The organism is Xanthomonas hortorum (assembly GCF_040279205.1).
Classification (GTDB): Bacteria; Pseudomonadota; Gammaproteobacteria; order Xanthomonadales; family Xanthomonadaceae; genus Xanthomonas; species Xanthomonas hortorum_F.
This window is the reverse complement of sequence record NZ_JBEOLS010000009.1, coordinates 21,507-47,665: the sequence shown is the minus strand read 5'-3', so window position 1 is coordinate 47,665 and position 26,159 is coordinate 21,507. Positions and strand designations below refer to the sequence as shown.

Below are 26,159 nucleotides of genomic sequence, written 5' to 3'. Positions count from 1 at the left end.
GTTCCGTCGCCGGTGCGCGTCGGCGCATTGCGCGCCGGCACCGATTGACGTCTTCAGCAAGGATTCCCCCCGTGGGCTTTTCGACCATCTTCATCCGCCGTCCCATCGCCACCTCGTTGTTGATGGCGGGCATCCTGCTGCTGGGCATCCTGGGCTACCGGCAACTGCCGGTCTCCGCACTGCCGGAAATCGACGCGCCCAGCCTGGTCGTCTCCACCCAGTACCCCGGCGCCAATGCCACCACCATGGCCTCGCTGGTGACCACACCGCTGGAGCGCCAGCTCGGGCAGATCTCCGGGCTGCAGATGATGACCTCCGATTCGTCGGCAGGCCTGTCCACGATCATTCTGCAGTTCTCGATGGACCGCGACATCGACATCGCCGCGCAGGACGTGCAGGCGGCGATCCGCCAGGCCACCCTGCCCTCGTCGCTGCCGTATCAGCCGGTCTATAACCGGGTCAATCCGGCCGACGCGGCCATCCTCACGCTCAAGCTCACCTCCGATTCGCTGCCGCTGCGCGAGGTCAACCGCTACGCCGACGCGATCCTGGCCCAGCGCCTGTCGCAGGTGCCGGGCGTGGGTCTGGTCTCGATCGCCGGCAACGTGCGGCCTGCGGTGCGCATCCAGGTCAACCCGGCGCAGTTGTCGAACATGGGCCTGACCATGGAGTCGCTGCGCAGCGCGCTGACCCAGACCAATGTCAGCGCGCCCAAGGGCTCGCTCAACGGCAAGACCCAGTCCTACAGCATCGGCACCAACGACCAGCTCACCGATGCCGCGCAGTATCGCGAAACCATCATCAGCTACAGCAATGGCCGCCCGGTGCGGCTGGCCGATGTGGCCAACGTGGTCGACGGTGTGGAAAACGATCAGCTCGCCGCCTGGGCCGATGGCAAACCGGCAGTGCTGCTGGAAATCCGCCGCCAGCCCGGTGCCAACATCGTGCAGACGGTGGAGCAGATCCGCAGCATCCTGCCGCAGCTGCAGTCGGTATTGCCGGCCGATGTGCACCTGGAAGTGTTCGCCGACCGCACCGAAACCATCCGCGCCTCCGTGCATGAAGTGAAGTTCACCCTGGTGCTGACCATCTTCCTGGTGGTGGCGGTGATCTTCGTGTTCCTGCGCCGGCTGTGGGCCACCATCATTCCCTCGGTGGCGGTGCCGCTGTCGCTGGCCGGCACCTTCGGGGTGATGGCGTTTGCGGGCATGTCGCTGGACAACCTGTCGCTGATGGCGCTGGTGGTGGCGACCGGCTTCGTGGTCGACGATGCGATCGTCATGATCGAAAACATCGTGCGCTACATCGAACAAGGCAAAAGCGGGCCGGAAGCGGCCGAAATCGGCGCCAAGCAGATCGGCTTCACTGTGTTGTCGCTGACCGTGTCGCTGGTGGCGGTGTTCCTGCCGCTGCTGTTGATGCCGGGCGTCACCGGACGCCTGTTCCATGAGTTTGCGTGGGTGCTGTCGATTGCGGTGACGATCTCGATGCTGGTCTCGCTGACGCTGACGCCGATGATGTGCGCCTACCTGCTCAAGCCAGACGCCTTGCCCGAGGGCGAAGATGCGCACGAGCGTGCCGCCGCAGCCGGCAAGACCAACTTGTGGACGCGCACGGTGGGCACCTACGAGCGCAGCCTGGACTGGGTCCTGGCGCATCAGCCGCTGACTTTGGCGGTGGCGATCGGTGCGGTGGCGCTGACCGTGGTGCTGTACATCGCCATTCCTAAAGGCCTGCTGCCCGAGCAGGACACCGGCCTGATCACCGGCGTGGTGCAGGCCGACCAGAACGTGGCGTTCCCGCAGATGGAGCAGCGCACCCAGGCGGTGGCCGCGGCGCTGCAGAAAGACCCGGCCGTGACCGGCGTGGCCGCCTTCATCGGCGCCGGCACCATGAACCCGACCATCAACCAGGGCCAGCTCTCGATCGTGCTGAAGACGCGCGGCGACCGCGAGGGCCTGGACAAGGTGCTGCCGCGCCTGCAAAAGGCGGTGTCCGGCATTCCGGGCGTGGCGCTGTTCCTCAAACCGGTGCAGGACGTCACCCTCGACACCCGCGTAGCCGCAACCGAGTATCAGTATTCGATGTCGGATGTGGACAGCGCCGAGCTGGCCACCTGGGCCGCACGCATGACCGAGGCGATGCGCAAGCTGCCCGAGTTGGCCGACGTGGATAACAACCTGGCCAACCAGGGGCGCGCGCTGGAACTGACCATCGACCGCGACAAGGCCAGCATGCTCGGCGTGCCGATGCAGACCATCGACGACACGCTGTACGACGCCTTCGGCCAACGCCAGATCTCCACCATCTTCACCGAGCTCAATCAGTACCGCGTGGTGCTGGAAGTGGCGCCGGAATTCCGCAGCAGCACTGCGTTGATGAATCAGCTGGCGGTGGCCAGCAACGGCAGCGGCGCGTTGACCGGCACCAATGCGACCAGCTTCGGTCAGGTGAGCTCGTCCAACTCGTCCACCGCCACCGGCGTGGGCGCGCAGAACACCGGCATCGTGGTCGGCGCCGGCAGCATCATTCCGCTGGCTGCACTAGCCGAGGCCAAGGTCACCAACACGCCATTGGTGGTGAGCCATCAGCAACAGCTGCCGGCGGTCACGGTCTCGTTCAATCTGGCGCCGGGCCACTCGCTGTCGCAGGCGGTGGAAGCGATCGAACAGGCGCGCGAAGACCTCAAGATTCCGACCCAGGTACATGCCGAGTTCGTCGGCAAAGCGGCCGAATTCACCGGCAGCCAGACCGATATCGTGTGGCTGCTGCTGGCCTCGATCGTGGTGATCTACATCGTGCTGGGCGTGCTCTACGAGAGCTACATCCACCCGCTGACGATCATCTCCACGTTGCCGCCCGCCGGCGTTGGCGCGCTGCTGGCGCTGATGATGTGCGGGCTGAGCCTGTCGGTGGACGGCATCGTCGGCATCGTGCTGCTGATCGGCATCGTCAAGAAGAACGCGATCATGATGATCGACTTCGCCATCGACGCACGCCGCGAAGGCGCCAACGCGCACGAAGCGATCCGGCGCGCCTGCCTGCTGCGTTTCCGCCCGATCATGATGACCACCGCCGCCGCCATGCTGGGCGCCTTGCCGTTGGCCCTGGGCACCGGCATCGGCTCGGAGCTGCGCCGTCCGCTCGGTATTGCGATCGTCGGCGGCCTGTTGTTGTCGCAGCTGGTGACGCTGTACACCACGCCGGTGATCTATCTGTACATGGAACGCGCCGGCGAGCGCGTGCGTGATTGGCGTGCACGGCGTGCCGCACGCCGTGACGGCGCGAACCCGGCCTCCACCTCGGAGCGCCCGGCATGACGACTGGGGCAGCGAAGGCTGATCGGATTTCCGGCCTGCGGCGGCGCATGCCCGCACGCCTATTCGGGCGTGGCTTTGGCCCTGCTTGCCGACTCCCGATTCCCGAATCCCAAATCCCGGCCCCACAGCCATGAACATCTCCGCCCCCTTCATCAAGCGCCCGATCGGCACCTCGCTGCTGGCGATCGGTTTGTTCGTGATCGGATTGATGTGCTACCTGCGGCTGGGCGTGGCGGCATTGCCGAACATCCAGATTCCGGTGATCTTCGTGCACGCCACGCAGTCCGGCGCCGATGCCAGCACCATGGCCTCCACCGTCACTGCGCCGCTGGAACGGCATCTGGGCCAGCTGCCCGGCATCGACCGCATGCGCTCCTCCAGTTCGGAGAGCAGCAGCCTGGTGGTGCTGGTGTTCCAGAGCAATCGCAACATCGATTCGGCCGCACAGGACGTGCAGACCGCGATCAACTCCTCGCAATCGGATCTGCCTTCCGGACTCGGCACGCCGATCTATTCGAAAGCCAACCCGAACGATGACCCGGTCATCGCCATCGCGCTGACCTCCGACACCCAATCGGCCGATGAGCTCTACAACGTTGCCGACTCGCTGCTGGCGCAACGGCTGCGCCAGATCACCGGCATCAGCTCGGTGGATATTGCCGGCGCGTCCACACCGGCGGTACGCGTGGATGTGGATCTGCGCGCGCTCAACGCGCTGGGGCTGACCCCGGACGATCTGCGCAACGCGGTGCGCGCGGCCAACGTCACCTCGCCGACCGGATTCCTGTCCGACGGCAACACCACCATGGCGATCGTGGCCAACGATTCGGTCGCCAAGGCCGCCGATTTCGCACAGCTGGCGATCTCCACCCAGTCCAACGGGCGCATCGTGCGGCTGGGCGATGTGGCCACCGTCTACGACGGCCAGCAGGATGCGTATCAGGCGGCCTGGTTCGACGGCAAACCGGCGGTGGTGATGTACGCCTTCACCCGTGCCGGCGCCAACATCGTCGAAACCGTGGACCAGGTAAAGGCGCAGATTCCGGGTCTGCGCGCCTACCTGCAGCCCGGCACCAAACTCACGCCCTATTTCGACCGCACACCCACCATCCGCGCCTCGCTGCACGAGGTGCAGGCCACGCTGATGATCAGTCTGGTGATGGTGATCCTGACCATGGCGCTGTTCCTGCGCCGGCTGGCACCGACCTTGATTGCCGCAGTCACCGTGCCGCTGTCGTTGGCCGGCTCGGCGCTGGTGATGTACATGCTGGGCTTCACCTTGAACAACCTCAGCCTGCTGGCGTTGGTGATCGCCATTGGCTTTGTGGTCGACGATGCGATCGTGGTGATCGAAAACATCATGCGGCATCTGGACGAAGGCATGCCGCGTCTGGACGCCGCACTGGCCGGTGCGCGCGAGATCGGTTTCACCATCGTCTCGATCACCGCCTCGCTGGTGGCGGTGTTCATTCCGATGCTGTTTGCCAGCGGCATGGTCGGGGCGTTCTTCCGCGAATTCACCGTGACCCTGGTGGCGGCGATCGTGGTATCGATGCTGGTGTCGCTGACCTTGACGCCGGCGTTGTGCAGCCGCTTTCTGTCGGCGCATACCGAGCCGGAAAAACCTAGCCGTTTCGGTGCCTGGCTGGACCGTATGCACGAGCGCATGCTCGCCGTTTACACCGTGGCGCTGGACTTCTCGTTGCGCCACGCGCTGCTGCTGTCGCTGACGCCGTTGCTGTTGATTGCTGCCACCATCTTTCTCGGCAGCGCGGTCAAAAAGGGCTCCTTCCCCGCGCAGGACACCGGCCTGATCTGGGGCCGCGCTAATTCCAGCGCCACGGTGTCGTTCGCCGACATGGTCAGCCGCCAGCGCCGCATCACCGACATGCTGATGGCCGACCCGGCAGTGAAGACCGTCGGCGCGCGGCTGGGCTCCGGCCGTCAGGGCTCCAGCGCCTCGTTCAATATCGAACTGAAAAAACGCAATGAAGGCCGCCGCGACACCACCGCGCAAGTGGTCGCACGCCTGAGCGCCAAGGCCGACCGCTACCCGGATCTGGATCTGCGCCTGCGCGCGATCCAGGACCTGCCCAGCGATGGCGGCGGCGGCACCAGCCAGGGCGCGCAATACCGCGTGTCGCTGCAGGGCAACGACCTGGCACAGCTGCAGGAATGGTTGCCCAAGCTGCAGGCCGCGTTGAAGAAGAATCCGCGCCTGCGCGATGTCGGCACCGATGTGGACACCTCGGGCCTGCGCCAGAACATCGTGATCGACCGTGCCAAGGCCGCGCGGCTGGGCATCTCGGTCGGTGCGATCGATGGCGCGCTGTATGGCGCGTTCGGCCAGCGCTCCATTTCCACCATCTACTCGGATCTCAACCAGTACAGCGTGGTGGTCAATGCGTTGCCCTCGCAGACGGCCACGCCCAAGGCGCTGGATCAGGTGTTCGTGCCCAACCGTGCCGGCCTGATGGTGCCGATTACGTCGGTTGCCACGCAGGTGCCGGGCCTGGCGCCGCCGCAGATCATCCATGAAAACCAGTACACCACGATGGATCTGAGCTACAACCTGGCACCGGGCGTGAGCACCGGCGAGGCGGATCTGATCATCAAGTCCACCGTGGACGGCTTGCGTATGCCCGACGGCATCCGCCTCAGCGGCGACGACAGCTTCAACGTGCAACTCAGTCCCAACTCGATGGGCGTGCTGCTGCTGGCCGCGGTGCTCACCGTCTACATCGTGCTGGGCATGCTCTACGAGAGCCTGATCCATCCGGTGACCATCCTGTCGACGCTGCCGGCCGCCGGCGTCGGCGCGCTGCTGGCGTTGTTCCTCACCAACACCGAGTTGTCGGTGATCTCGATGATCGCGCTGGTGCTGCTGATCGGCATCGTCAAGAAGAACGCGATCATGATGATCGACTTCGCGCTGGTGGCGCAGCGCGTGCACGGCATGGATGCGCGCGCGGCCGCACGCGAGGCCTCGATCGTGCGCTTCCGCCCGATCATGATGACCACGATGGTGGCGATCCTGGCCGCAGTGCCGCTGGCGGTGGGCCTGGGCGAAGGCTCGGAACTGCGCCGCCCGCTCGGCATCGCGATGATCGGTGGGCTGATCTTCTCGCAGAGCCTGACCTTGCTCAGCACCCCGGCGCTGTATGTGATCTTCTCCTGCCTGAGCGAGCGCTGGAAGGCACATCGCGCACGTGCGCGCGCGCGCCGTGCAGAACGCGCGGCAGCACGGCGCCCGGCAGCCTCGGCGCACTGAGGCTGGGCTGACAAAAACCGAAGAGAAGTGATTGAACGGTGTGGATGCGTTGCGGTTGTGGAGCGGCTGATCTGCGCCTTGGCGGCAAGGACCAGTCGAGAGTGTCGGTGTGCAGGGTTTTAAACAAAGCTACCGATCAACTCTCTGGTGCGGTGTCCTCGCCGATTGCGGGACCGTGTGGCGGCATGGATGCCGCCACCGAGCCTCCAGGGATGGATTCACGGCGTGTCCCGCGAGCGGTGAGGGCATCGCGCCCTCGACCCGCTAGGTTTCGGAACATCCAAGCAATGCTGAAGCTCAAGATCCCGGTCGCCTTGAGATGTAATCGAACGGTGTGGATTGGTTGGTTGTAGAGCGGCTGATCTGCGGCTTGGCTGCAGGGCCCTTGCCCGCCTACCATCGCGGGACACGCCGCAAGTACGTCCGTGTAGGCTCTTACGCGGCATCCATGCCGCGTAAGGTCCCGCGACGGTGAGCGGGCAAGGACCAGTCGAAATGGTCGGTGTGCGTGGTTACAAGCAGGGCATGGAGCGCGATAGTTCGATTAGGTGCGGTCTGATCAGCTTAGTTCTATCCGATCGATGTCACTGCCATCCAACACCAACTCATTCGTCAAACCAGGGGCGTGTGGCCAACACGCTGCCGCTATCGAGACAGCGTTGAGAACTTATCAGTCGCCCTTCGTAGTGCGTGCAGTTGGGCGATATCGCATGCAGCACTTGAAACTGCGGGATACCGCTACCGCACACACCCACCTGATACTGTCGCCTGGTTGCTGCCTTACACCACCAACGCCTGCAGCGACTCCCGCTCCAACTGCGCATACAACGCAAATTCGTCGTGCACCTGCGCGCCCAATGCCTGCTCGAAACTGCGCTTGCTCGAATGTGCGGCGTAGGCGCGTTGTTCGGCGCCGCCGAGATTCGACTGGAAGATACCCGCCGCACTCACCGGCAGAAAATCTTCATAGATGATCGGATCGGCGCTGACCAGGCCAAGCGCGATCGCAGTTTCTGCTGGCATCGCGGCCACCTGCGCGGGATCGGCGCGGCCTGCCTCGGTGAACGCGTAACGGAAATAGCCCAGGCCTTCCTGACGCAACAGCGCTTCGTCATCGGGAAACGCCACAAACGCAGTCTGCAGCCGCGTGGCGTAATCGGCGCCGGTGCTGCCGGCGCCATCGCTGTCGCGTGCCTGCGCCAGCAACGCGTCGTACAGCGCGCGGCCCTTGGGCGTGAGCGCAAGCCCGCGCTGCTCGATCTCGCCAAAGCGCGCGGTGTGCGTGCCATGTTCGGCCAGCCCGCTGTCGCCGACAAAGCGCACCGGCTCTTCCAGGGCCTTGAAGCTGGTCTGCCGCAGCAGGATCGGAATGCGCCGCTGCGGCGGGCCTTCGATCACCGCCTTGGCATCGATGCCGGCACGCTGCATCTGCGCCTGCGCCGCATCGATATCCAGCGTGCGCGGCGTCAGGTGATTGATATGCGGGCCGTGGAAGCTCACCACGTCGGCAATCAGCTTGTGCGCCTCGCTCAGCGCGCGGTAGGTCGGCAGCGACACGGTGGCATCGCCATGCCAGCGGAAGGTTTCCAGCGCTTGCGCCACGAATTCCTGCGCCTGCGCCGCCTCCAGCCCGCCGTGACGCTCGTGCTGTTCGATCAGGTCCAGCGCGCCGGCGGTGAAGATCTGCCGCTGCTGCAGGATCTGTTCGGCCTGCGCACGCAGCGCGACATCTTCGATCAACTCCAGCCGCAGCAACGAGGTGAACACGCGGAACGGATTGGCCGACAGCGCCGCATCGTCGATCGGGCGGAACGCGGTGGAATGCACCGGCACGCCGGCCACCGACAGGTCGTAATAGCCCACCGGATGCATGCCCATCACCGCAAACAGCCGGCGCAAGGTGGCCAGTTCCTGCGCCGTGCCGACCCGGATCGCGCCGTGGCGTTCCAGATCCAGCCGCGCGCGCTCGTCGTTGCGCTGCAGGCGCGCGGCCAGGGCGGGATCGGCGCTCAGGGTGTCGGCGTTGACCTGCGCCACCAGCGTCATCAGGTCGCCATACAACGGCACCTCGGCGCGATACATGTCCGACATCGCCTGGGCGAACAGGCTGCGGATGTGATCGGGAGAGACAAACACGGTATCGCGCATGGGCTGGTCTTGGCAGAGCCGGCGAACGCCAGCGTTATCGCATTCTCGCCGACCCTGCCCTGCGGCGACCAGCTGCACGGCAGCATGCGGGCAGGCGCGTTGGCGTGTAGACAGTTGCGGGGTACGGCGAGTGTGGCGACTACGCACGCCTTGCCGCGCTAGAGCGTATAGATAGTCGTTGAGATCAGATGCGTTGTGCGGCGGCGGTGCGGAGCGGGTACTGCAAGCGCAAGCTTGGCTGGCTCGCCCAGGCAAGCCACGCGTCGCATGCTCCGTGCCACTGCACGCCATGCCACTGAAGGCCAACCTATGCGGGAGGCCCAAAGGCATGACACCCGCGCTAAAGCCCGGCCTGCGCCGCTGCCTCGTCCGCTTCGCTGGCCTGGCGCGCGGCCTCCAGCCGTTGCGTATGGTCGCCAAGTTGTCGACGCAGCAGCGCATCCAGCGTGATCGGCCGCTCCCAGCGGTCGTAGCTGGCGACGATGGCATGCCGCAGCGCACGCATGTGCGCGCTGTCCGGGCTGGCCGACAGCCGCGTGACCACGCCTTGCCAGCCATCGTGATGGTCGCGGCTGTACGCACGCACCGCGTCGCGACAGGACAACTGCAGCGTCTGCGCCCAGAAACAGGCGAAATAGATATCGCCCGCATGCCAGCCATGCACCTGCAGCAACGCCTGCACGTAACCGCGCGGGGTCCCGGTATAGCGCGCCACTTCGGCGATAAAGCTGTCCGGATAGCGCTGCGCGTAGCTACCCATGTCGGCCAGATGCTGGTCCACCCACGCATCACCGGTGCCGGGGATCACCGCCGGCGCCACCGGCTCTGCCGCAGCACCGGACGCTGGCGTTGCAGCAGGCGAGGTCTGCGCTGCCGCCAATGTCGGCAACAGCAACGCCATCAGCAATGGCAGAGATCGCAACAGGGCGGTGGGCAGTAAACGCATGTGCCGATGATGCCGCATGCCCGCGCCGGTGTCAGGCCGATCGCAGCGCTGCGCCATGTCACGCGTGGTCAACAGTGGTCAGGCAAGCAGCGTGGCGCGCCCAGACTTCAGAGTAGGCACGTGGTACAGGTCGCACCGCGCGTCGGCAATGCACCTGCGCCGGTTGGCGCAGCAGGAATGAGCCGCGCTCAGCGCAGATCGTAAAACCCGATGTGATGCACTTCGCGGCAACCGGTCAGGTCGCAAGACCCAACATAGCCCGGACCGATGTAACGCTGCCGCGCATCGCGGTTATGCGGGCTGCTGTAGGGGTCGGGGCCGTACAGCCCGTTGCCGTAATAAATTTGCCCGTAGGGACGGTTACGCGATGCACCCAGCCGCAAACCGGCGCCATATCCCGGATACCCAACACGATAGCCGGCGTATCCACCGTAGCGATCGTCCGAATACCGGTCCACCGCGAATGCGGAGCTGCCATCGCGCCCATTCGGCCGGGTCTGCAAGGTCGCGATACTCTGACCCTGGGCATCCACATAGCCTTGCTCACGGTCGAAGCGCACCGTGCGGAAATACACCAACTCCCCACCCTCCCGACGCGTGCGCAGGCGAACATAGTCGCCGCCATCGTCGTAGTACGGCTGGCCGTCGCGAAAGATCACTTCGCTGGGGTTGATGACTTCTTCTTCAAGCTCGGCAGCCGCCAGCGGCAGCGTGCCCACCAGCAGACCCAACAACGCGGCCAGGCTGGTGCGATAGGTAAACGACAACATGTGCATTGGTGATCCCCAAGGTCGGCCATGCGTGCGCCCAGCCGGAAACGTCCTGTTGCTAGGGCACCTCAGCGTGCCCGCCTGTTGCATCTGCAGTGATTTTGTTCGCCGCTTTTAGCTTAGCGCGTGCTGCCGGGCCAATGCATCCAGCGCCTGCACCGCCGCCGGCCAGCCGGCCGCATCGGGCACTTCGTGCATCCGTGGCTCGTCGGCGGCCACGCCATGCTCCTGCTCGTGCGCCCAGGTCACCGCGTACGGGGTGTAGATGCCCCAGCCACCGATGGCCAGCACCGGCTCCACATCCGAACGCAACGAGTTGCCGATCATCACAAAGCGCTGTGCCGGCAGGTCGAACTCGCCCAGCACGCGCGCATAGGTCTCGGGGTCTTTTTCGGAGACCACTTCGACGCGCGGAAACAGATCGGCCAGACCGGACTGCTCGATCTTCTGCTCCTGATGGAACAGATCGCCCTTGGTGATCAGCACCACCGCATAGTCGGCGGCGATCGTACTGACCGCCTCGCGTACGCCGGCAATCACCTCTACCGGGTGCTGCAGCGTGGCGCGGCCGATCTCGACGATGCGCTGGATGTCGCGCGCGGCAATGCGCGCCTGCGTCAGCTCGATCGCGGTTTCGATCATCGACAACGTCATGCCCTTGGCGCCGTAACCGAACACCTTGAGATTGCGCCGCTCCACCGTCAGCAGATGCTGCTGCATGCGGCTGTCGCCCAGGTCCAGATAATCGGCCAGAATCGCTTCGAAATCCGCTTCGGCGCTGCGGTAATAGTCCTCGCTCTTCCAGAGGGTATCGTCGCCATCGAAGCCGACCAGTTGGATCGCCTGGCCGTCGCGCTGTGCAAAAGAGGTCATCGCACAAGTCTAGCAGCGCACTGGAGCGTTGCTGTGCTCAGTCGCCTGCGGCATCGCCCGGGCCAGGCTGGTAGCTGACGAATTCATCGCGCGACAGGCGCCCGTCGCCATTGCTGTCGAAACCGGCGAAGTTCTCGCGCAGAACCGGGTCGGCGCTGGCTTCGGCCATCGTCAGCGACCCATCGGCATCGCTGTCCAGGCTGCGAAAACTGCGTGGCACCAGAACGCCTGCTTGCGGTGCGAGCGACGCCTCTGCGCCGCCTTTGGCAGTGGATGACCCGGGCACATCGGCAGGCAGCAATGGCGTGCTGGCAGGCGTTGGTGGATCGATTGGCAATGGCGACATCGCCGGTGCAGCGGTATTGGATGCCGTCGGCGACGGCAATGGCGCCACGGTGGGCAGCTCTGGCGGCGCGGCGAGCGCCAGCAATGGACTCGACAAGCCGACCAACAAGACGATGCGCAACTGAAACATGAAAGAAGACCGGGCAGAAGGCCACACCACCGTAGCGAGGCAGACGTAAAGAAAACGGGAGCGACCCCGGCAGATCGCTCCCGCATGTCCATCCTGTTACTTGCTCATACCGGGCATCCAGAAGCGATGCCACGGATCAAACGACAACTGCTGATCAAACACCTGCTACTGCGAAAGCTGCCTCCTGATATCTGGAAATTGTCAGCAAACAAACTCACTTGCGTTGCAACCTACTGCCTTAATTGCCTTGCGACCCACTCGCTGCGCCGCCCTGCTGCTTGACGACAAACGCCTTGTACTCGTCCGGGGTCAATTGCCCGTCCTTGTCGGAGTCGGCGTCGTTGAAGATCTGCGCAAGCCCAGCGTTGACCTGAGCCTCCTGTGTACTGATGGCGCCGCTGCTATCGGTGTCGACACTCGCCCAGGTCTGGCCGCCGCCGGACTGTGCAGGCTGTGCCGCAGTGGTGGCAGAACTTCCCGACTGGGCCGATGTCGCGGCGGCATCCTGTTGCGTGCTCTGCGCCATGGCCGGTAGCGCCAAGGCGGCAGCAAGGGCGGCGGTGGCAGCGAGCAGCGAGATGCGGTTGCGATTCTTCATTTGGGTGGTCTCCTTGGCTTGGGAATGCACGGTATCGCCGCGCATGGCATCACCCTACCTAGCGCGAATGAATACAAAACCCACCCTAAATTTGCGCGAAACATCCTTTTAACCACAGCGCGGATATTTGCGACTAGCCATCTGTTAGGTCTCGATGAGCCAAACAGAAGTGGCTCATTCAATGCAGGAAAATATGCGAACTCCAACACATTTTTTCGGGCGATGTCAGGCGTTCGGCGGCGCGTCGTCCCAGCTCCCGGAGCTGAACAGTTTCCAACCCAGTACCACGCCGGCAATCGCGCCGAACACTTCCAGCACCACACGCGATCCCAGCTCGTTGGGATCGTGGATCCTGGCCAACGCGATGCGCGCATACAACGGCGACTCCAGCCGCACGATGCTGGTGTAGACAAGATTCCAGATGTCGTAACCGGCGCCGATCGCAACTGCGAGCAGGCAGGCGATCCCCAGCGTGTGCCCATGGGTGAACTGCAGGCGCCGCCCGCTGTACTCCACTGCCGCAAACACCAGCACACCCAGCACCAACGCGATCAAACCAGCCTCCAGCGAACCGAGCAGGCCGAAGTGCAGAGACAAATTCATCGTGACGATCCGGGTAGCAGGCGCATCAGTCTAGCGGCTGCGGGCGACCGATCCCTGCCAGACCCGCAGGAACGACCGGTCACGCGAATGGGGTTTGGCTGGGCAAACCGCTTACTCGATCGTGCGACAAGCCACGCTCATGCATCGTCCTGCCCGCGCGCGCTCACCTGCGCCTCGCCCTCGTCGTCCCACTGCACGCTCACCGAGATCGGCTTGCAGCAGACCTGGCAATCTTCGATGTAATGCTGATCGCCGCCGGTCAGGTCCAGCGTGAGCGTGATCCACTCCCCGCAATACGGGCAGGCGATATCGACAAAACGTTCCGGGTCGGACATGACAGTTCCTTGAAGTGGCAATTTACGCTACGCGGCAATCAGGCCACGCGCAGCGCGCGGATGGCGGGCAGCACGCGCAGTGTACGAGCGGCGTTGACCGCTGCCGAGCGCCCACGACCACCGGCGACAGCGCAGCGGCTTCGTGCCCGATCAGTTGACCGGAACGTCGTACGCAGTGTCGGGCGTGGGCTCGGGACGCAGAGTGAAGTGCCACCACTCCATCGGATAGTTGGCAAAGCCCTGCGCCGCCATCGCACGCAGCAAGCGCTGACGGTTCGCCCGCTGCGCGGCGCCGATATCGGGTGCATCGGTATGCGCACGCGCATCGAAGAAATCGAAATCGGTGCCCATATCGACCGCAAGACACTGGCCTGATCGGCAATCCAGCAAGCCCAGATCCAGCGTCGCACCGCGGCTATGGCCGGAGGTCTCGGCGATGTAATCGCCCAGCAGCGCGCGCTTGTCCACGCGCGGGTAGTACTGCGCCTTGCTCGCCTGCTCCTGCAGATCCCCTGCCCAGGCCACGAACGCCTGCACCGCCCGCACCGGTCGATAGCAATCGAACACCTGCAGCCGATATCCCTGGGCCTTGAGCGTACGCGCCACCCGCGCCAACGCCTCCGCCGCCGGACGCAGCAGATAGCAGGTCGGCGCCGCATACCCCGGCACCACACGCCCGGTGAAGTTGTTGCTGCCCGCATAGCGCATGTCCACCGCGATCTCCGGCGCAAGGCTGCGCACATCGATCAGGCCGGCTTGTGCGGGTGTCTGCGCTGGCGAAACACGCACCTCGGCTGCGTTTACGGCAAACGGTAGCGCGACCATCATCAGCAACGTTCTCCAGATCGCCTGCGGCCAGTCACGGCGCTGATTTTGTAACAGTTTGGTTTTCTGCATGGTCTTACTCCTGTGCAAGCCGCAAACGACGCGCGCCATTCGCCGATCTTTACCCAATTGCCGAAGAGGTGGCTTGGCCACTTCGACCAGGATCCGCTTACGGTCCATCGCCCTCAAGCGGCTCGGCAGCGCCAGGCAGGCTTGGTGGCCGCAGTGGTCCGGTCAACGCGTACAGAATGCGCAGATCCTCAGCATCCAATGTGCGTGCATCGTTGCCGCGATAGTGGTGGTGAAAGGCGCGCAGCGTCGCGGCGGGATCCTCGACGCTGTAGCCGAGCAGGGCGAGCGCTTGCCACGGGTCGAAACCGGCCGGCGCAGCCGGGGCGTCGGCTACGGGCCAGCGGCCGAATCCGGCGTCGGCCAGGCGTTTCCAGGGAAACAGGGGGCCGGGGTCGTTCTTGCGCGTCGGCGCGACGTCTTCATGGCCGACGATCTGCGTGCGCGGGATGCGCAAGCGCGTGCACAGGTCGTCCAGCAAGACCAGCAGGCTGTCGATCTGCACGGACGCGAACGGCTCACTGCCGTCGTTGTCCAGCTCGATGCCGATCGAAGCGGAATTGATGTCGGTAATGGTGCCCCAGCGCCCGGCACCGCCGTGCCAGGCGCGCTGGTCGTCGCTGACCAACTGATAACGCTGCCCATCGTCGCCGATCAGATAATGCGCACTGACCCGGCCACCGCTGTTACGCCCGCGCAGCGTACTCAGACTTTGCTGCACCGAGTGCTGGTCGGTGAAGTGCAGCACGATCAGGATCGGCCGCCGCGTGTCGTAATTGGGCGACGGCACCCACTGGGCCAGCGGATTGCGCTGCGGCGCATGCGCGCAAGCACCCAACGACAGCACGACCAGGCAACACGCGGCGCGTAGCCAGAGCGATGGCGACAGGGTGGTAGTGGGCGACATCGGACTCTCCGGGTGACTGGCGAAACGACAAAGACATGCGCCGTGCCTGCGCCTGGATGGACACCGCACGCGGTGCACCCATTATCTGCCGAGCGTCATGAAGTTGCAGCGGCCGCGAGCAGCGCTGCAAGCGCGGTAGGCACCGCGGCATGCGCCACGCGTACACTGCAATCCATTGCGCTCGTCGCAGGTGCAGAATGCGCTTGCAGCATTGGTCTCTCGCACAGCACCTCGTCAGTCGCTACATCCATCAAGAGCCTTCTTCATGCCATTGTCGCGCCGCCTGCTGACGTTGTTGCTGCTGGTCACCGGCCTGCCCTGCAGTGCGGCTCCGGCAACGCATGCCGTTCCTGTGCAGCAGACGGCCCCATTTGCGATCAGCGATGCGCAGCTGACAGCCGATTACTGGATCCAACGCAGTCGCACCGCACCAACGCTGCGCATGACTTCCGCACAGATCGCCAGCTTCAATGCGCGCTTGCTGCGTGACGATGTCTCCATGCACGATCTGTCACAGCTGCCCGAAGCTCTCCCTGCTGCCGATGTACGCGCACGCATCGAGAAACTGTCGGCCACGCCAACGCGTGCGTTGTACGGCGCGGACGGACAGCCCATCGACACAACACGCTTGGCCGCGTTGCGCCACGCACTGGCATTGGATGCACTCCCCGCCCAGGTAACGCCACGCTTCGCGCTGGTGGTGCGGCGCACCGCGCTACGCACCTTCCCAACTGCGCAACGTGCGTTCACCACCACTGACGACCACGATATCGACCGCTTCCAGGAATCGGCGCTCTACCCCGGCACGCCGGTGGCGGTGTTGCACACCAGTGCCGATGGCGCATGGCAATTCGTACTGGCCGCCAACTACGCCGCATGGGTCGCCAGTGATCGTCTCGCAATCGGTACACGCGCCGAAGTGCTGGGCTACGCACAACGCAGCCCACGCGTGATGGTCACCGCTGCACGCGTGCAAAGCGCTTACACACCAGAACTACCGGCAATTTCTGCGCTGACGCTGGACATGGGCACCAGCGTGCCGCTGCTCAATGACTGGCCACCGCAACAGCCGGTCAACGGGCAGTTGCCGCTCGCAGCCTATGTCGTGCAACTGCCACTGCGCAACCAACAAGGCAGCTTGCAACTGGTGCCGGCACTGATCCCGCGCGGTGCCGACGCGCGCACTGGTCCGTTGCCGGCCACGCATGCAGGGCTATTGCGTCAAGCATTCAAATTCCTTGGCGAACGCTATGGCTGGGGCAACGATTACGACGCGCGCGACTGCAGCGGCTTCGTGCTGGATGTGTATCGCAGCCTCGGCATCGCGTTGCCGCGCAATACCGGCGATCAGGCGCGTAGTCCGGCGTTACGTAACGTGCCGTTCGATGTGCGCGCGCCATTGCCGCAACGCCTGCAACAACTCGCACAACTGCAGGTAGGCGACCTGCTCTATATCCCGGGCCATGTGATGCTGGTGATCGGGCATGAACATGGTGCACCGTGGGTCATCCACGATGTGGCAGGCGCCAACTATCGCGCGGCCGATGGCAGCGTGCAGCGCGCGCGCTTGAACGGCGTATCGGTCACCCCGCTGCTGCCACTGCTCGCCAGCGACGGAACGCCGTTTGTCGATCACATCACCCGCATCCAACGCATCGCACCGATTGGCTCCCCATGAAGATCACCGGCTTCCGCCTCGGCATGCTGCGCGTGCCGTTGAAAACTCCGTTCAAGACCGCGGTCCGCACCGTGCAGGCGATCGAGGATGTGGTGGTGCTGTTGCAGACCGACAGCGGCCATATCGGCTATGGCGCAGCGCCGGCCACCGCACCGATCACCGGCGATACGCATGGTTCTATCGTCGCCGCGATCCAACAGTGCATCGCCCCGAAGTTGATCGGCCAGGACGTGGCCGATCTCAACCGGCTATGTGCGCTGGTGCAACACGCGCTGGAGCGCAATACCAACGCCAAGGCGGCAGTGGAAATCGCGCTCTACGATCTGTGGGCGCAGGCATTGGGTACCCCGCTATATCAGGCGCTCGGTGGCGGCACGCCGCGCATCACCACCGATATCACCATCAGCGTCGATGCCATCGACACGATGGTGGCCGATGCGCTATCCGCGCTCGCACGCGGCTATGGGTCGCTGAAGATCAAGGTCGGCAAAGACGGCGATTCGGATGTCGAACGCATCAAGGCGATCCATGCGGCGGTCACTGGCCGCGCATCGCTGCGCCTGGATGCCAACCAGGGTTGGACGCCCAAACAGGCGGTGCGCACGATGCGCACGCTGGAAGACGCAGGCATCGTGATGGAGCTGGTGGAGCAGCCGGTCAAGGCGGCCGACATCGACGGACTGGCCTTCGTCACGGCGCGGATCGACACGCCGGTGATGGCCGACGAAAGCGTGTTCTCGCCGATCCAGGCGATCGAGCTCATCCAGCGCCGCGCCGCCGACATCGTCAACATCAAACTGATGAAGACCGGCGGACTCTCCAACGCAATCCGTATCGCCGATATCGCAGCGTTATATGGCGTGCCGTGCATGATCGGTTGCATGATCGAATCCAGCATCAGCGTGGCGGCGGCGGTACATCTGGCCGTGGCCAAGGCCGACAGCATCACCCTGGCGGATCTGGATGCGCCCGCACTCGGGCAGTTCGATCCCACCGAGGGCGGCGTGCACTTCGACGAAGCGCAACTCCATATCGACGACTCGCCGGGTCTGGGCATCCGACGCATTCGCGGACTGGAGCTGTTGTCGGATTAAAGCGCAGCTGGATATTTCCAAGCCGCGTCGGTCGGTCTGTCGAGCGCGCGGTGCCCTCGCCGCTCGCAGGACACGCCGTAAATCCGTCCGTAGAGGCTCGGTGGCGGCATCCATGCCGCCACACGGTCCCGCAAGCGGCGAGGACACCGCACCAGAGAGTGGGTCGGTTGCGTTGTTGAAAACATACACAACGACCATCTCCACTGGTCCTTGCCCGTCCACCGTCGCGGGACCTTACGCGGCATGGATGCCGCGTAAGAGCCTACACGGACGTACTTGCGGCGTGTCCCGCGATGGTGGGCGGGCAAGGGCCCTGCAGCAAACCCGCAGATCAGCCGCTCTGCAAGTGATCTATCCGCACTGTCCAACCACGCCAAGACAACCGCAACCTCTCGGTCTTAAGCCGGCGCCGCCAAGCACGCATACAAACATCGCGCGCGCATGCGCCACACAGCCGCATTGCTGGGTACAGTAGCGATAAGGTGTTGGTCCGTGATGCAGTGCCGAGGCACCGCACTGTCGCCGCCAACGACCGATCGACTCAACGCAGCTCACCCCTGCCAGACCCATTCCTCCGGAGCCTGCATGCGCCTTGCCACCGTGTTTCGATCCGTCGCGTTGTTGGCGCTGACAAGCTGCAGCAGCCTTGCCGTCGCTGCCAGTCCAATCGATGCGCTGAATCGAGCGCGCGCATTGATCGTGGTGACCACACCGGATTGGAACAGCACACAGGCGCGCCTGCAGACATTTACCCGTGTGGATGGCCACTGGCAACCGGCCGCACCAGGGTTTGCGGTGGCGCTGGGCCGCCATGGCAGCGCCTGGGGCGATGGCCTGCATCCTGCACAGACGCAAGGCCTGCAGAAGCGCGAAGGCGACGGCCGCAGCCCGGCCGGTGTCTTCGCCATCGGCCCTGCCTTCGGTTATGCCCCGAGTATCGACAGCACGATGCCGTACCAGGCGATGACCGCCACCAACTACTGCATGGATGTACCGAGCTCGCCGCTGTACAACCGCATCGTCGATGCCGCACAGGTCGGTGAGGCAGCGGTGGCCGGGTCGACCGAACCGATGCGCCTGGATCTGCAACATCCCGGCGATGCACGTTACAGCGAAGGCTTCGTGATCGCGCACAACCCCAACGCGATCCCCGGTCATGGCAGCTGCATCTTCGCCCACCTATGGCGCACGCCGGGCCAGTTCACCGCCGGTTGCACCGCCATGGCGCCGGCCGATATGCAACGCCTGCTGGCCTGGTTGAAGCCCGACGACAAACCGCTGTTCGTGCTGTTGCCGCGTGCCGAATACGCACGCTTGCAAGCACAGTGGCAGCTGCCCAAGTTGAAGGACGCCGCACGATGAACACACCGGTTCCGGCTCCCGATTCCACTGGGCTGGTGCGCGTCGTCAGCCGTTGGCAGATCGTCGGATTGTCGATCAACGATGTGATCGGCAGCGGCATCTATCTGCTGCCGGCGGCCACCGCCGCGCTGCTGGGGCCAATGAGCCTGTGGGCGGTGATGCTGGCCGGCCTGGCGGTGGCCTTACTGGTGTTGTGCTATGCGCAGGCGGCGAGTTATTTTGATACGCCAGGCGGTAGTTACCTATACACGCGCGAGGCGTTCGGCCCCTTCGTCGGTTTTCAGATCGGCTGGATGATCTGGCTCACCCGCATCAGTTCGGCAGCCGCATTGAGCAACGGCCTGGCCGACGCGGTCGCGCGGTTCTGGCCGACCGTCGCCACCGAGCAGTGGGCACGTCTGCTGGTGGTGGTCGGCTCATTGGGATTGCTCACCGCCATCAATGTGATCGGAGTGAAATCGGCCGCGCGCACCGGCATCGCCCTGGTGATCGGCAAGCTGGTGCCGCTGCTGTTGTTCGTGGCAATCGGCCTGTTTTATGTGGATTGGTCGTGGGCCTTCGCCGGCACCACGCCGGACTTGCGCGACCTGGGCAATCTAGGCGAAGCCGCCTTATTGTTGCTGTTCGCCTACGCAGGCTTCGAAAACATTCCTGCTGCCGCTGGCGAATACCGCAATCCACGTCGCGATGTGCCGTTTGCGCTGATCACCATGATCGTCACCGTGACCTTGATCTACGCAGCGGTACAAGTCGTCGCACAAGGCACGCTGCCCAATCTTGCCGCCTCGCCTACACCGTTGGCCGATGCCGCAAGCCGCTTCGGTGGCGAAGCGCTGGCGCTGATTCTCACCGTTGGCGCCACCATCTCCATCCTCGGCACCACCAGCAACACGGTGATGCTCGGGCCACGCTTTTTGTTCGCGCTCGCACAAGATGGGTATGGCCCGGCATTTCTGGCGCGCGTGCATCCGCGCTTCCACACCCCTGCAGCGGCAGTGATCACCCAAGGCGTGTTGTCGCTTGGATTGGCGTTGTCCGGGTCGTTCACGCAGCTGGCGCTGTTGTCGATGGTCACGCGGCTGTTTGCGTATATCGGCACGGCTGCAGCGGTCATCGTGCTGGCGCGTCGTTACCGGCAACGTACCGACACCTTGCGTCTACCGGGTGGGCCAGCCATTCCCATCGCCGCACTGCTGTTGTCGCTTGGCCTGCTGGCCAGTGCCAGCTGGCAGAATCTGGCCGCCGCCGGCATCGCCTTGCTGGTGGGCTGGGCGTTTTATCTGTTCCCACGCAAGCAGGTCTAAGGATTTCGCAACACACTCGCGCAGGGCTCACGCACACCTAACTGCACGCACCTAACGCTGCAGCTCTTACCTGCATGGGAGTTTGCGATGAAACTGCGCCGTGTCTACAGCACACCCGATATCGCTAGTGCGCAACGCGTCATGCAGGCCGCACGCAGCGCAGGCATCGACAACGATGCGTTGTCGCTGATTGCCCGTTCGGATATCGAGCTGGAAGACGTGCCTGACGAGCGCAAGAATGCCAAGACCGATTTTCTTCCCGCTGCCGCGCGTGGCGCCGCAACGGGCGGTGCCGCAGGCTTAGTCGCCGGTCTGGTTGCCATCGCAGTGCCTCCCATCGGCCTCACCATTGCCGGGGCCGGCGTCATGGCGCTGGCAGGCGCGCTGGTCGGCACCTGGTCGTCTGCACTGATCGGGGCCACCGTACCCGATCCGATTCGTCGCCAGTTCGAAGAGGAAATTCAGGCCGGGCGCGTATTGGTGATCATCGATGCCGACGAGCCGTCGCTGCTGCATGCCGAAACCAGCCTGGTGGCTGCGGGTGCAACACCATTGCCCTACGAGGCCGCATCGGCGGCGACTTGAATGCGGTCGGAGACGGGCGACAGCCGGCCAATTGCAAGGGACCTTGGTTTCAGCATCGCAAGCCGGACCGGTTTTATGGAACTCACCTCGACCCGACGCCTTGATGCCCTCCTCACCTGCCCTGGCAACGGATTTAACACCTGTCCACCTACGGTAGCTGGCACATTCACCGTGGAGACGAGCATGAACGTGCCGTATCAGATTCCAGGCCGTGCGCCGGACGAAGACCGCAGCCAGAACGTATCCAACTATTGGCGTGAGCGCTTCACCGAAGAGCCGTATTACACCGAAGGTGACCGTTACGAAGATTACGAGGGCGCCTACTTGGCAGGACATGAAGCACGTATCCGTGAAAACGCGCGTGCCTATGACCAGGTAGAAGCCGAATTGCACCGCGAATGGGAAGCCAATCGCGGCACCGAAGGTTTGAGCTGGAGCAAGGCCCGTCACGCAGTCAAGCGTGCCTGGGAAAACGCGACGGACTTTGTCACCGGCGATAGCAAGTCAAAGCCCTGAAAACAACAACGCCACCGTCGAGGTGGCGTTGTTGTTTCAGCGTGGTCAGGCATCAGTCCAGTGGCGGCGGTGCCGCGCGCGAAATAGGCAACCTGCTGTCGACATCCATCGCATCGCGCGTGTTCTTCTGCACCGCAACCGCACCGAACAGACTCAATGCATACGCCATTGCATAAAAGCCTTTCTCGCTGAGCAACAAGGTCGCGTTGATCAAGCCAATCGCCAATAGCAGCAGTGCGATGATCAGCGAGAACCAGCAGATCGCGTAATACAGTCCCGTCACCGGAATACCGTCCGCGCGGTCACGCACACTCTTCTGCAGCGACACCGATGCGAACAAGCCAAACAGCAGCAACGTAAAGTAGTAGCCTTTTTCGTTGAGCATCATCTGCGCATTCCACAACCCGATCAGGTAGGCAGTGCTGCCCAGCAGCAATGCGGCCCAGGATGCGGCGATAAAAGCAGGCGAGGTTTTTTGCGTGGCAACCATGGAAACTCCTTTTCATGGTGGAGCAGGAAGGTGGGACGCACACGTCTCACAGAGAAAGTGATCTACGACAAGGCGGCCTCGAAGGCGTCGTGTAAGGTACTTGAAAACCCGACGCGGGACACGTTGCGGGAGGGCTGCAGCGTCACCGCGCCTTATCCCCTGGAGGACCACATGTCTGTCCGACGTCTGCTTGCACTGGCCTGCTCGGCCACGCTGTTCACCACCGGCGCCGCATTTGCCGCGCCCGCCGCCGCACCTGCGGCGTCCATTCCCAAGGCGCAGTGGCCATTCCAGGCCACCACCGTTGCCGATTTCGACGAACCCTGGGCGATGACCTTCCTGCCTGACGGCAGTTTGCTGGTCAGCGAAAAACGCGGCTCGCTGATGCGGCTTGATCCCAAGACCAAGCGCAAAAGCGCCATCACCGGCATCCCGACCGTGGCCTACGGCGGCCAGGGCGGCTTTGGCGACGTGCTCGCGCACCCGCGCTTTGCTCGCAATGGCCTGGTCTATGTGAGTTATGCCGAACCAGGCGAAGGCGATACACGCGGCGGTGCCGTGGCGCGGGCCAAACTGACCCTGGATGCCACCGGCGGCGGCACGCTGTCGGACTTCAAGGTGATCTGGCGTCAGGACCCCAAGGTCACCGGCAATGGACACTTCGGGCACCGCCTGGCATTCGATCAGGCCGGCAAACTGTGGATCAGCTCCAGCGAACGGCAGAAATTCACCCCCGCGCAGGACATGAAAGCGAATCTCGGCAAACTGATCCGGCTCAATGACGACGGCAGCGTGCCGGCCGACAATCCCTTCGTTGCGCAAGGCGGTGTCGCCGCGCAAGTGTGGTCGCTGGGCCATCGCAACATCCTGGGCATCGCGTTCGACAGCAAGGGCCGCTTGTGGGAACACGAGATGGGCCCGATGGGCGGCGATGAGCTGAATCTGATCCAGCGCGGCGCCAACTATGGTTACCCGATCGTCTCCAATGGCGACAACTACGACGGCACCCCGATTCCCGACCACAACACCCGCCCGGAATTCGCCGCGCCCAAGATCAGCTGGACACCGGTGATCTCGCCGGCCGGCTTTGTGATCTATAGCGGCAAGCAGTTCCCGACATGGCGCGGCAACGGCTTCATCGGCGGGTTGTCGTCGATGGCATTGGTGCAGGTCTCGCTCGGCGATCAGCCGCGCGAAGTGGCCCGCTACGACATGGGCGCACGTATCCGCGAAGTGGAACAAGGGCCAGATGGCGCGCTGTGGTTGCTGGAAGACGAAGCCAGTGGCAGCACCGGGCGTTTGCTCAAGCTGACACCCAAGAGCAAAGCCGCAGTCGAGAACGATGCGTAAGTTGGTGCATCGCCTGGATCGCTGCGCCAATGCGTGCTGCGTCAGGTAGCAGCACGGAGTGATGACTCGCACCATCGCCATGCGCTCGTTGAGCGCTGGCGATGGTGACGATCAAGCGAATTGCTTGGGTGGCGATTTGCGCTGCATTGCGTCGGCTTGGCCAAACGCAACGCTCTTGCTGACAACTGCATCAGCGCAAACTGGTGATGACCAGCCGTTAGACATACGGTCAACCGAAAGCGGCGGCTCCAAACGCACCGGCTTCCTCGGAGGACACGCTTTCAGCCTTCCAGCAACTCGAAGGTCACTGCCTCGCCACTCTTGGCCGATGCGCAGACCCACACATCGAACAATCCCGGCTCGGCGCCGAATACGCCCTTGGGGTCAGTGAAGGCCAGCGCATCGCGTGCAAGGGTAAACACCACGTCCGTGCTTTCGCCAGGCTGCAACAACACCTTGCGAAAGCCCTTGAGTTCGCGCACCGGGCGCACCCGGCTGGCCACGCGATCGTGCACATACAGCTGTACCACTTCTTCGCCTGCAACGCGACCGGTATTGGTCACGCGCGTGGTGATGGTCAGCGCCTGATCCCAACCAACCTGCGCGCTGCTCAGCTGCGGCGGCGCATACGCAAACGTGGTGTAACTCAAGCCATGCCCGAACGGATACAACGGCTCGTTGGGCATTTCGCGCCAGCGCGCCTTGTATTCGGACAAGGTCGGCAATTCCGGGCGGCCGGTGCGCAGATGGTTGTAGAAATACGGCTGCTGCCCGGTCACCTGCGGGAAGCTGATCGGCAGCCGCGCAGACGGGTTGTAGTCGCCGAACAACACATCGGCCACGCCGGTGCCGGTCTGCGTGCCCAGATACCAGGTCACTGCAATCGCATCGGCATCGCGCACCGCACCGCTCAATGCCAGCGCGCGCCCATTGCGCAACAACACCACCATCGGTGTGCCAGTGGCGGCAATGGCTTCGGCCAGCGCCTGCTGTGCCGGCGGCAACACGATCTCGGTGCGCGACTGCGCCTCGCCACTGAACCGCTGCGGCTCGCCCAGCGCCAGCACCACCACATCGGCGGCCTGCGCCGCATCAATGGCGGCGGAAATCCCGCCCGGCAGCGGCTCTTCCAGGCCGCAGCCCGGCACCACGCTCAGATGCTCACCACCGACCACCGCACGCACGCCCTGCTCCAGGGTCACATAGCGTTCCTTGTCGCCGAACAGCGTCCAGCAGCCCTCGATATTCTCGCGGTCCTGCACGAACGGCCCGATCAGCGCGATGTGCTGTCCGCTTTTCTTCAACGGCAACACGTCGCCGTCGTTCTTCAGCAACACGATCGAACGCCGCGCCGCATCGCGCGACAACCCATCGTGCGCCGGCAGATGCGCGGTATCGGCTTCGCGTGCCGGATCCAGCGAGCGATACGGATTGTCGAACAAGCCGATCGCTTCTTTGAGCTGCAGCATGCGACGCACACTCGCATCCAGCGTGGCCATCGGCACCTCGCCGCTTTCCACCAGCGACGGCAGATGCGCAGCATAAAAGCCGCTCTGCATGCTCAGATCCAGGCCGGCCAGGAAGGCTTTTTTGGTCGCATCGCGCTCATCGGTGGCGTAACCGTGCGCGATCAATTCCATGTCGGCGGTGTAATCGGAAATCACCACGCCGGGGAACTGCCATTCGCCGCGCAGGATCTCGGTCAGCAACTCGTGGTTGGCGCTGGCTGGCACGCCGTTGATGTCGTTGAACGAGGACATCACGGTCAGTGCGCCGGCATCGAAGGCGGCCTTGAATGGCGGCAGATGCACATCGCGCAAGGTTTGCGGCGCGATGTCCACGGTGTTGTATTCCATGCCCGCCGCCACCGCGCCATAGGCGGCAAAGTGCTTGGGCGTGGCCAACAGCGAATCGGCGGCTTTGAGATCGCTACCCTGGAAACCGCGCACGCGGGCGGCGGCAAACGCCGCGCCCAGCAACACGTCTTCGCCGGCGCCTTCCGCGCCACGGCCCCAGCGCTGATCGCGCGCAATGTCCACCGCCGGTGCGTAGGTCCAGTGCAGGCCAGCGGCGGTCGCTTCGATCGCGGTGGCGCGCGCGGTGCGCTCGGCCAGTTCCGGCTCGAAGCTGGCCGCTTCGCCCAGTGGAATCGGGAACACCGTGCGCATGCCGTGGATCACGTCGGCGGCCAGGATCACCGGGATGCCCAGACGGCTTTCTTCCACCGCCACTTTCTGGATCTGGACGCCCAGCGCGGCGCCAACGCCATTGAACAGCGAGCCGACCCGGCCCTGCCGGACCTGCTGCAGCACCTCGTCGGCGTTGAGCACATTGGCTTCGGGATTCACGTCCGGCGCGAACGGCCGCACCATGTCGGCGAACACACCCAACTGTCCGACCTTCTCTTCGACGGTCATCTGGGCAATCAGGGTTTCGATGCGATCAGCAGCCATGAGATCCTTGAGAAAACGTTTACATGGCCGTCAATTCTAGCCTGACGCGACCGCGAGGATGCAACTCTTCTGCCTGTTCAGGCTGATATTCAGCCCCGTTGGCAGACGTTGGACGGCAAAATGACGACCTGCCTTGCAGTCGCTCCCGCGCCACCGCAACCGCTCAATACCTGCCATCGGTGGGCGC

21 protein-coding genes are annotated in these 26,159 nt (G+C 64.2%); 9 read left to right on the top strand and 12 right to left on the bottom strand.

Annotation, left to right across the window (positions count from 1 at the left end):
- Positions 1-71 precede the first annotated feature (71 nt).
- The gene (locus ABS769_RS05970) at positions 72-3,320 is read left to right on the top strand and encodes an efflux RND transporter permease subunit (RefSeq protein WP_317061684.1); all 3,249 of its coding nucleotides are present in this window, start codon (positions 72-74) and stop codon (positions 3,318-3,320) included.
- Positions 3,321-3,450: 130 nt separating this feature from the next.
- Complete coding sequence (locus ABS769_RS05965) at positions 3,451-6,591, top strand: efflux RND transporter permease subunit (protein WP_317061682.1); 3,141 nt, start codon at positions 3,451-3,453, stop codon at positions 6,589-6,591.
- Positions 6,592-7,371: 780 nt separating this feature from the next.
- Here the strand turns inward: ABS769_RS05965 and hglS are convergent.
- The 10 genes from hglS to ABS769_RS05915 form a co-directional block, all read right to left on the bottom strand.
- Positions 7,372-8,739, bottom strand: a complete 1,368-nt coding sequence (gene hglS, locus ABS769_RS05960; RefSeq protein ID WP_317062425.1) for a 2-oxoadipate dioxygenase/decarboxylase HglS — start codon at positions 8,737-8,739, stop codon at positions 7,372-7,374.
- Between the two features lie 340 nt (positions 8,740-9,079).
- Complete coding sequence (locus ABS769_RS05955; RefSeq protein WP_317062453.1) at positions 9,080-9,703, bottom strand: hypothetical protein; 624 nt, start codon at positions 9,701-9,703, stop codon at positions 9,080-9,082.
- A gap of 170 nt (positions 9,704-9,873) precedes the next feature.
- The gene (locus tag ABS769_RS05950; protein ID WP_350498122.1) at positions 9,874-10,461 is read right to left on the bottom strand and encodes a hypothetical protein; all 588 of its coding nucleotides are present in this window, start codon (positions 10,459-10,461) and stop codon (positions 9,874-9,876) included.
- A gap of 108 nt (positions 10,462-10,569) precedes the next feature.
- Complete coding sequence (locus ABS769_RS05945) at positions 10,570-11,328, bottom strand: HAD family hydrolase (protein ID WP_317062428.1); 759 nt, start codon at positions 11,326-11,328, stop codon at positions 10,570-10,572.
- A 37-nt stretch (positions 11,329-11,365) separates the two neighbouring features.
- Complete coding sequence (locus tag ABS769_RS05940; protein ID WP_317062454.1) at positions 11,366-11,770, bottom strand: EF-hand domain-containing protein; 405 nt, start codon at positions 11,768-11,770, stop codon at positions 11,366-11,368.
- Positions 11,771-12,041: 271 nt separating this feature from the next.
- Entirely contained in the window at positions 12,042-12,401 is a 360-nt protein-coding gene (locus ABS769_RS05935; protein ID WP_043907690.1) for an EF-hand domain-containing protein, read from the bottom strand.
- 225 nt (positions 12,402-12,626) lie between these two features.
- Positions 12,627-13,004, bottom strand: a complete 378-nt coding sequence (locus tag ABS769_RS05930; RefSeq protein ID WP_168959658.1) for a hypothetical protein — start codon at positions 13,002-13,004, stop codon at positions 12,627-12,629.
- Positions 13,005-13,141: 137 nt separating this feature from the next.
- Positions 13,142-13,339 carry a CPXCG motif-containing cysteine-rich protein gene (locus ABS769_RS05925; RefSeq protein ID WP_115039547.1) on the bottom strand — a complete coding sequence of 66 codons (198 nt, stop codon included), beginning with the start codon at positions 13,337-13,339 and terminating at the stop codon, positions 13,142-13,144.
- Positions 13,340-13,489: 150 nt separating this feature from the next.
- The gene (locus ABS769_RS05920) at positions 13,490-14,236 is read right to left on the bottom strand and encodes a M15 family metallopeptidase (RefSeq protein ID WP_430544180.1); all 747 of its coding nucleotides are present in this window, start codon (positions 14,234-14,236) and stop codon (positions 13,490-13,492) included.
- A 97-nt stretch (positions 14,237-14,333) separates the two neighbouring features.
- Positions 14,334-15,140 (bottom strand): N-acetylmuramoyl-L-alanine amidase, encoded by an 807-nt coding sequence (locus ABS769_RS05915; RefSeq protein WP_317062429.1) that lies wholly within the window; start codon positions 15,138-15,140, stop codon positions 14,334-14,336.
- Positions 15,141-15,405: 265 nt separating this feature from the next.
- On the opposite strand from ABS769_RS05915, the gene ABS769_RS05910 reads away from it, so the two are divergent.
- The 6 genes from ABS769_RS05910 to ABS769_RS05885 all read left to right on the top strand — a co-directional run bounded on the left by ABS769_RS05910 (position 15,406) and on the right by ABS769_RS05885 (position 21,679).
- Positions 15,406-16,818 (top strand): SH3 domain-containing protein, encoded by a 1,413-nt coding sequence (locus ABS769_RS05910; RefSeq protein ID WP_317062430.1) that lies wholly within the window; start codon positions 15,406-15,408, stop codon positions 16,816-16,818.
- Positions 16,815-17,912, top strand: a complete 1,098-nt coding sequence (locus ABS769_RS05905; RefSeq protein WP_317062431.1) for a dipeptide epimerase — start codon at positions 16,815-16,817, stop codon at positions 17,910-17,912. Before ABS769_RS05910 ends, ABS769_RS05905 begins: the two co-directional genes overlap by 4 nt.
- Positions 17,913-18,497: 585 nt before the next feature.
- Positions 18,498-19,274: a L,D-transpeptidase family protein gene (locus tag ABS769_RS05900; protein WP_317062432.1), complete on the top strand. Its 777-nt coding sequence runs from the start codon at positions 18,498-18,500 to the stop codon at positions 19,272-19,274.
- Positions 19,271-20,578 carry an APC family permease gene (locus tag ABS769_RS05895; protein WP_104591718.1) on the top strand — a complete coding sequence of 436 codons (1,308 nt, stop codon included), beginning with the start codon at positions 19,271-19,273 and terminating at the stop codon, positions 20,576-20,578. Before ABS769_RS05900 ends, ABS769_RS05895 begins: the two co-directional genes overlap by 4 nt.
- A gap of 87 nt (positions 20,579-20,665) precedes the next feature.
- Positions 20,666-21,163 carry a hypothetical protein gene (locus ABS769_RS05890; protein ID WP_023905428.1) on the top strand — a complete coding sequence of 166 codons (498 nt, stop codon included), beginning with the start codon at positions 20,666-20,668 and terminating at the stop codon, positions 21,161-21,163.
- A 183-nt stretch (positions 21,164-21,346) separates the two neighbouring features.
- A complete protein-coding gene (locus ABS769_RS05885; RefSeq protein WP_104551622.1) occupies positions 21,347-21,679 on the top strand; it encodes a hypothetical protein in 333 nt (110 codons plus the stop codon).
- 52 nt (positions 21,680-21,731) lie between these two features.
- Here ABS769_RS05885 and yiaA read toward each other — a convergent pair whose 3' ends face one another.
- Positions 21,732-22,169: an inner membrane protein YiaA gene (yiaA, locus tag ABS769_RS05880; protein WP_317062433.1), complete on the bottom strand. Its 438-nt coding sequence runs from the start codon at positions 22,167-22,169 to the stop codon at positions 21,732-21,734.
- 171 nt (positions 22,170-22,340) lie between these two features.
- Between yiaA and ABS769_RS05875 the strand changes: the two genes are divergently transcribed.
- Positions 22,341-23,519, top strand: a complete 1,179-nt coding sequence (locus tag ABS769_RS05875) for a PQQ-dependent sugar dehydrogenase (RefSeq protein ID WP_317062435.1) — start codon at positions 22,341-22,343, stop codon at positions 23,517-23,519.
- A 281-nt stretch (positions 23,520-23,800) separates the two neighbouring features.
- Here ABS769_RS05875 and ABS769_RS05870 read toward each other — a convergent pair whose 3' ends face one another.
- On the bottom strand, positions 23,801-25,972 hold the full coding sequence (locus tag ABS769_RS05870) for a glycoside hydrolase family 3 N-terminal domain-containing protein (protein ID WP_317062436.1): 2,172 nt from the start codon (positions 25,970-25,972) through the stop codon (positions 23,801-23,803).
- Positions 25,973-26,159: the final 187 nt, after the last annotated feature.

What these genes read in the sequence shown, in the direction of transcription:
- ABS769_RS05965 (WP_317061682.1), top strand. Translation starts at nt 3,451, where the DNA reads ATGAACATCTCCGCCCCCTTCATCAAGCGCCCGATCGGCACCTCGCTG.
- hglS (WP_317062425.1), bottom strand. Translation starts at nt 8,739, where the DNA reads ATGCGCGATACCGTGTTTGTCTCTCCCGATCACATCCGCAGCCTGTTC.
- ABS769_RS05955 (WP_317062453.1), bottom strand. Translation starts at nt 9,703, where the DNA reads ATGCGGCATCATCGGCACATGCGTTTACTGCCCACCGCCCTGTTGCGA.
- ABS769_RS05950 (WP_350498122.1), bottom strand. Translation starts at nt 10,461, where the DNA reads ATGCACATGTTGTCGTTTACCTATCGCACCAGCCTGGCCGCGTTGTTG.
- ABS769_RS05945 (WP_317062428.1), bottom strand. Translation starts at nt 11,328, where the DNA reads ATGACCTCTTTTGCACAGCGCGACGGCCAGGCGATCCAACTGGTCGGC.
- ABS769_RS05935 (WP_043907690.1), bottom strand. Translation starts at nt 12,401, where the DNA reads ATGAAGAATCGCAACCGCATCTCGCTGCTCGCTGCCACCGCCGCCCTT.
- ABS769_RS05930 (WP_168959658.1), bottom strand. Translation starts at nt 13,004, where the DNA reads ATGAATTTGTCTCTGCACTTCGGCCTGCTCGGTTCGCTGGAGGCTGGT.
- ABS769_RS05925 (WP_115039547.1), bottom strand. Translation starts at nt 13,339, where the DNA reads ATGTCCGACCCGGAACGTTTTGTCGATATCGCCTGCCCGTATTGCGGG.
- ABS769_RS05920 (WP_430544180.1), bottom strand. Translation starts at nt 14,236, where the DNA reads ATGCAGAAAACCAAACTGTTACAAAATCAGCGCCGTGACTGGCCGCAG.
- ABS769_RS05915 (WP_317062429.1), bottom strand. Translation starts at nt 15,140, where the DNA reads ATGTCGCCCACTACCACCCTGTCGCCATCGCTCTGGCTACGCGCCGCG.
- ABS769_RS05910 (WP_317062430.1), top strand. Translation starts at nt 15,406, where the DNA reads ATGCCATTGTCGCGCCGCCTGCTGACGTTGTTGCTGCTGGTCACCGGC.
- ABS769_RS05905 (WP_317062431.1), top strand. Translation starts at nt 16,815, where the DNA reads ATGAAGATCACCGGCTTCCGCCTCGGCATGCTGCGCGTGCCGTTGAAA.
- ABS769_RS05900 (WP_317062432.1), top strand. Translation starts at nt 18,498, where the DNA reads ATGCGCCTTGCCACCGTGTTTCGATCCGTCGCGTTGTTGGCGCTGACA.
- ABS769_RS05895 (WP_104591718.1), top strand. Translation starts at nt 19,271, where the DNA reads ATGAACACACCGGTTCCGGCTCCCGATTCCACTGGGCTGGTGCGCGTC.
- ABS769_RS05890 (WP_023905428.1), top strand. Translation starts at nt 20,666, where the DNA reads ATGAAACTGCGCCGTGTCTACAGCACACCCGATATCGCTAGTGCGCAA.
- ABS769_RS05885 (WP_104551622.1), top strand. Translation starts at nt 21,347, where the DNA reads ATGAACGTGCCGTATCAGATTCCAGGCCGTGCGCCGGACGAAGACCGC.
- yiaA (WP_317062433.1), bottom strand. Translation starts at nt 22,169, where the DNA reads ATGGTTGCCACGCAAAAAACCTCGCCTGCTTTTATCGCCGCATCCTGG.
- ABS769_RS05875 (WP_317062435.1), top strand. Translation starts at nt 22,341, where the DNA reads ATGTCTGTCCGACGTCTGCTTGCACTGGCCTGCTCGGCCACGCTGTTC.
- ABS769_RS05870 (WP_317062436.1), bottom strand. Translation starts at nt 25,972, where the DNA reads ATGGCTGCTGATCGCATCGAAACCCTGATTGCCCAGATGACCGTCGAA.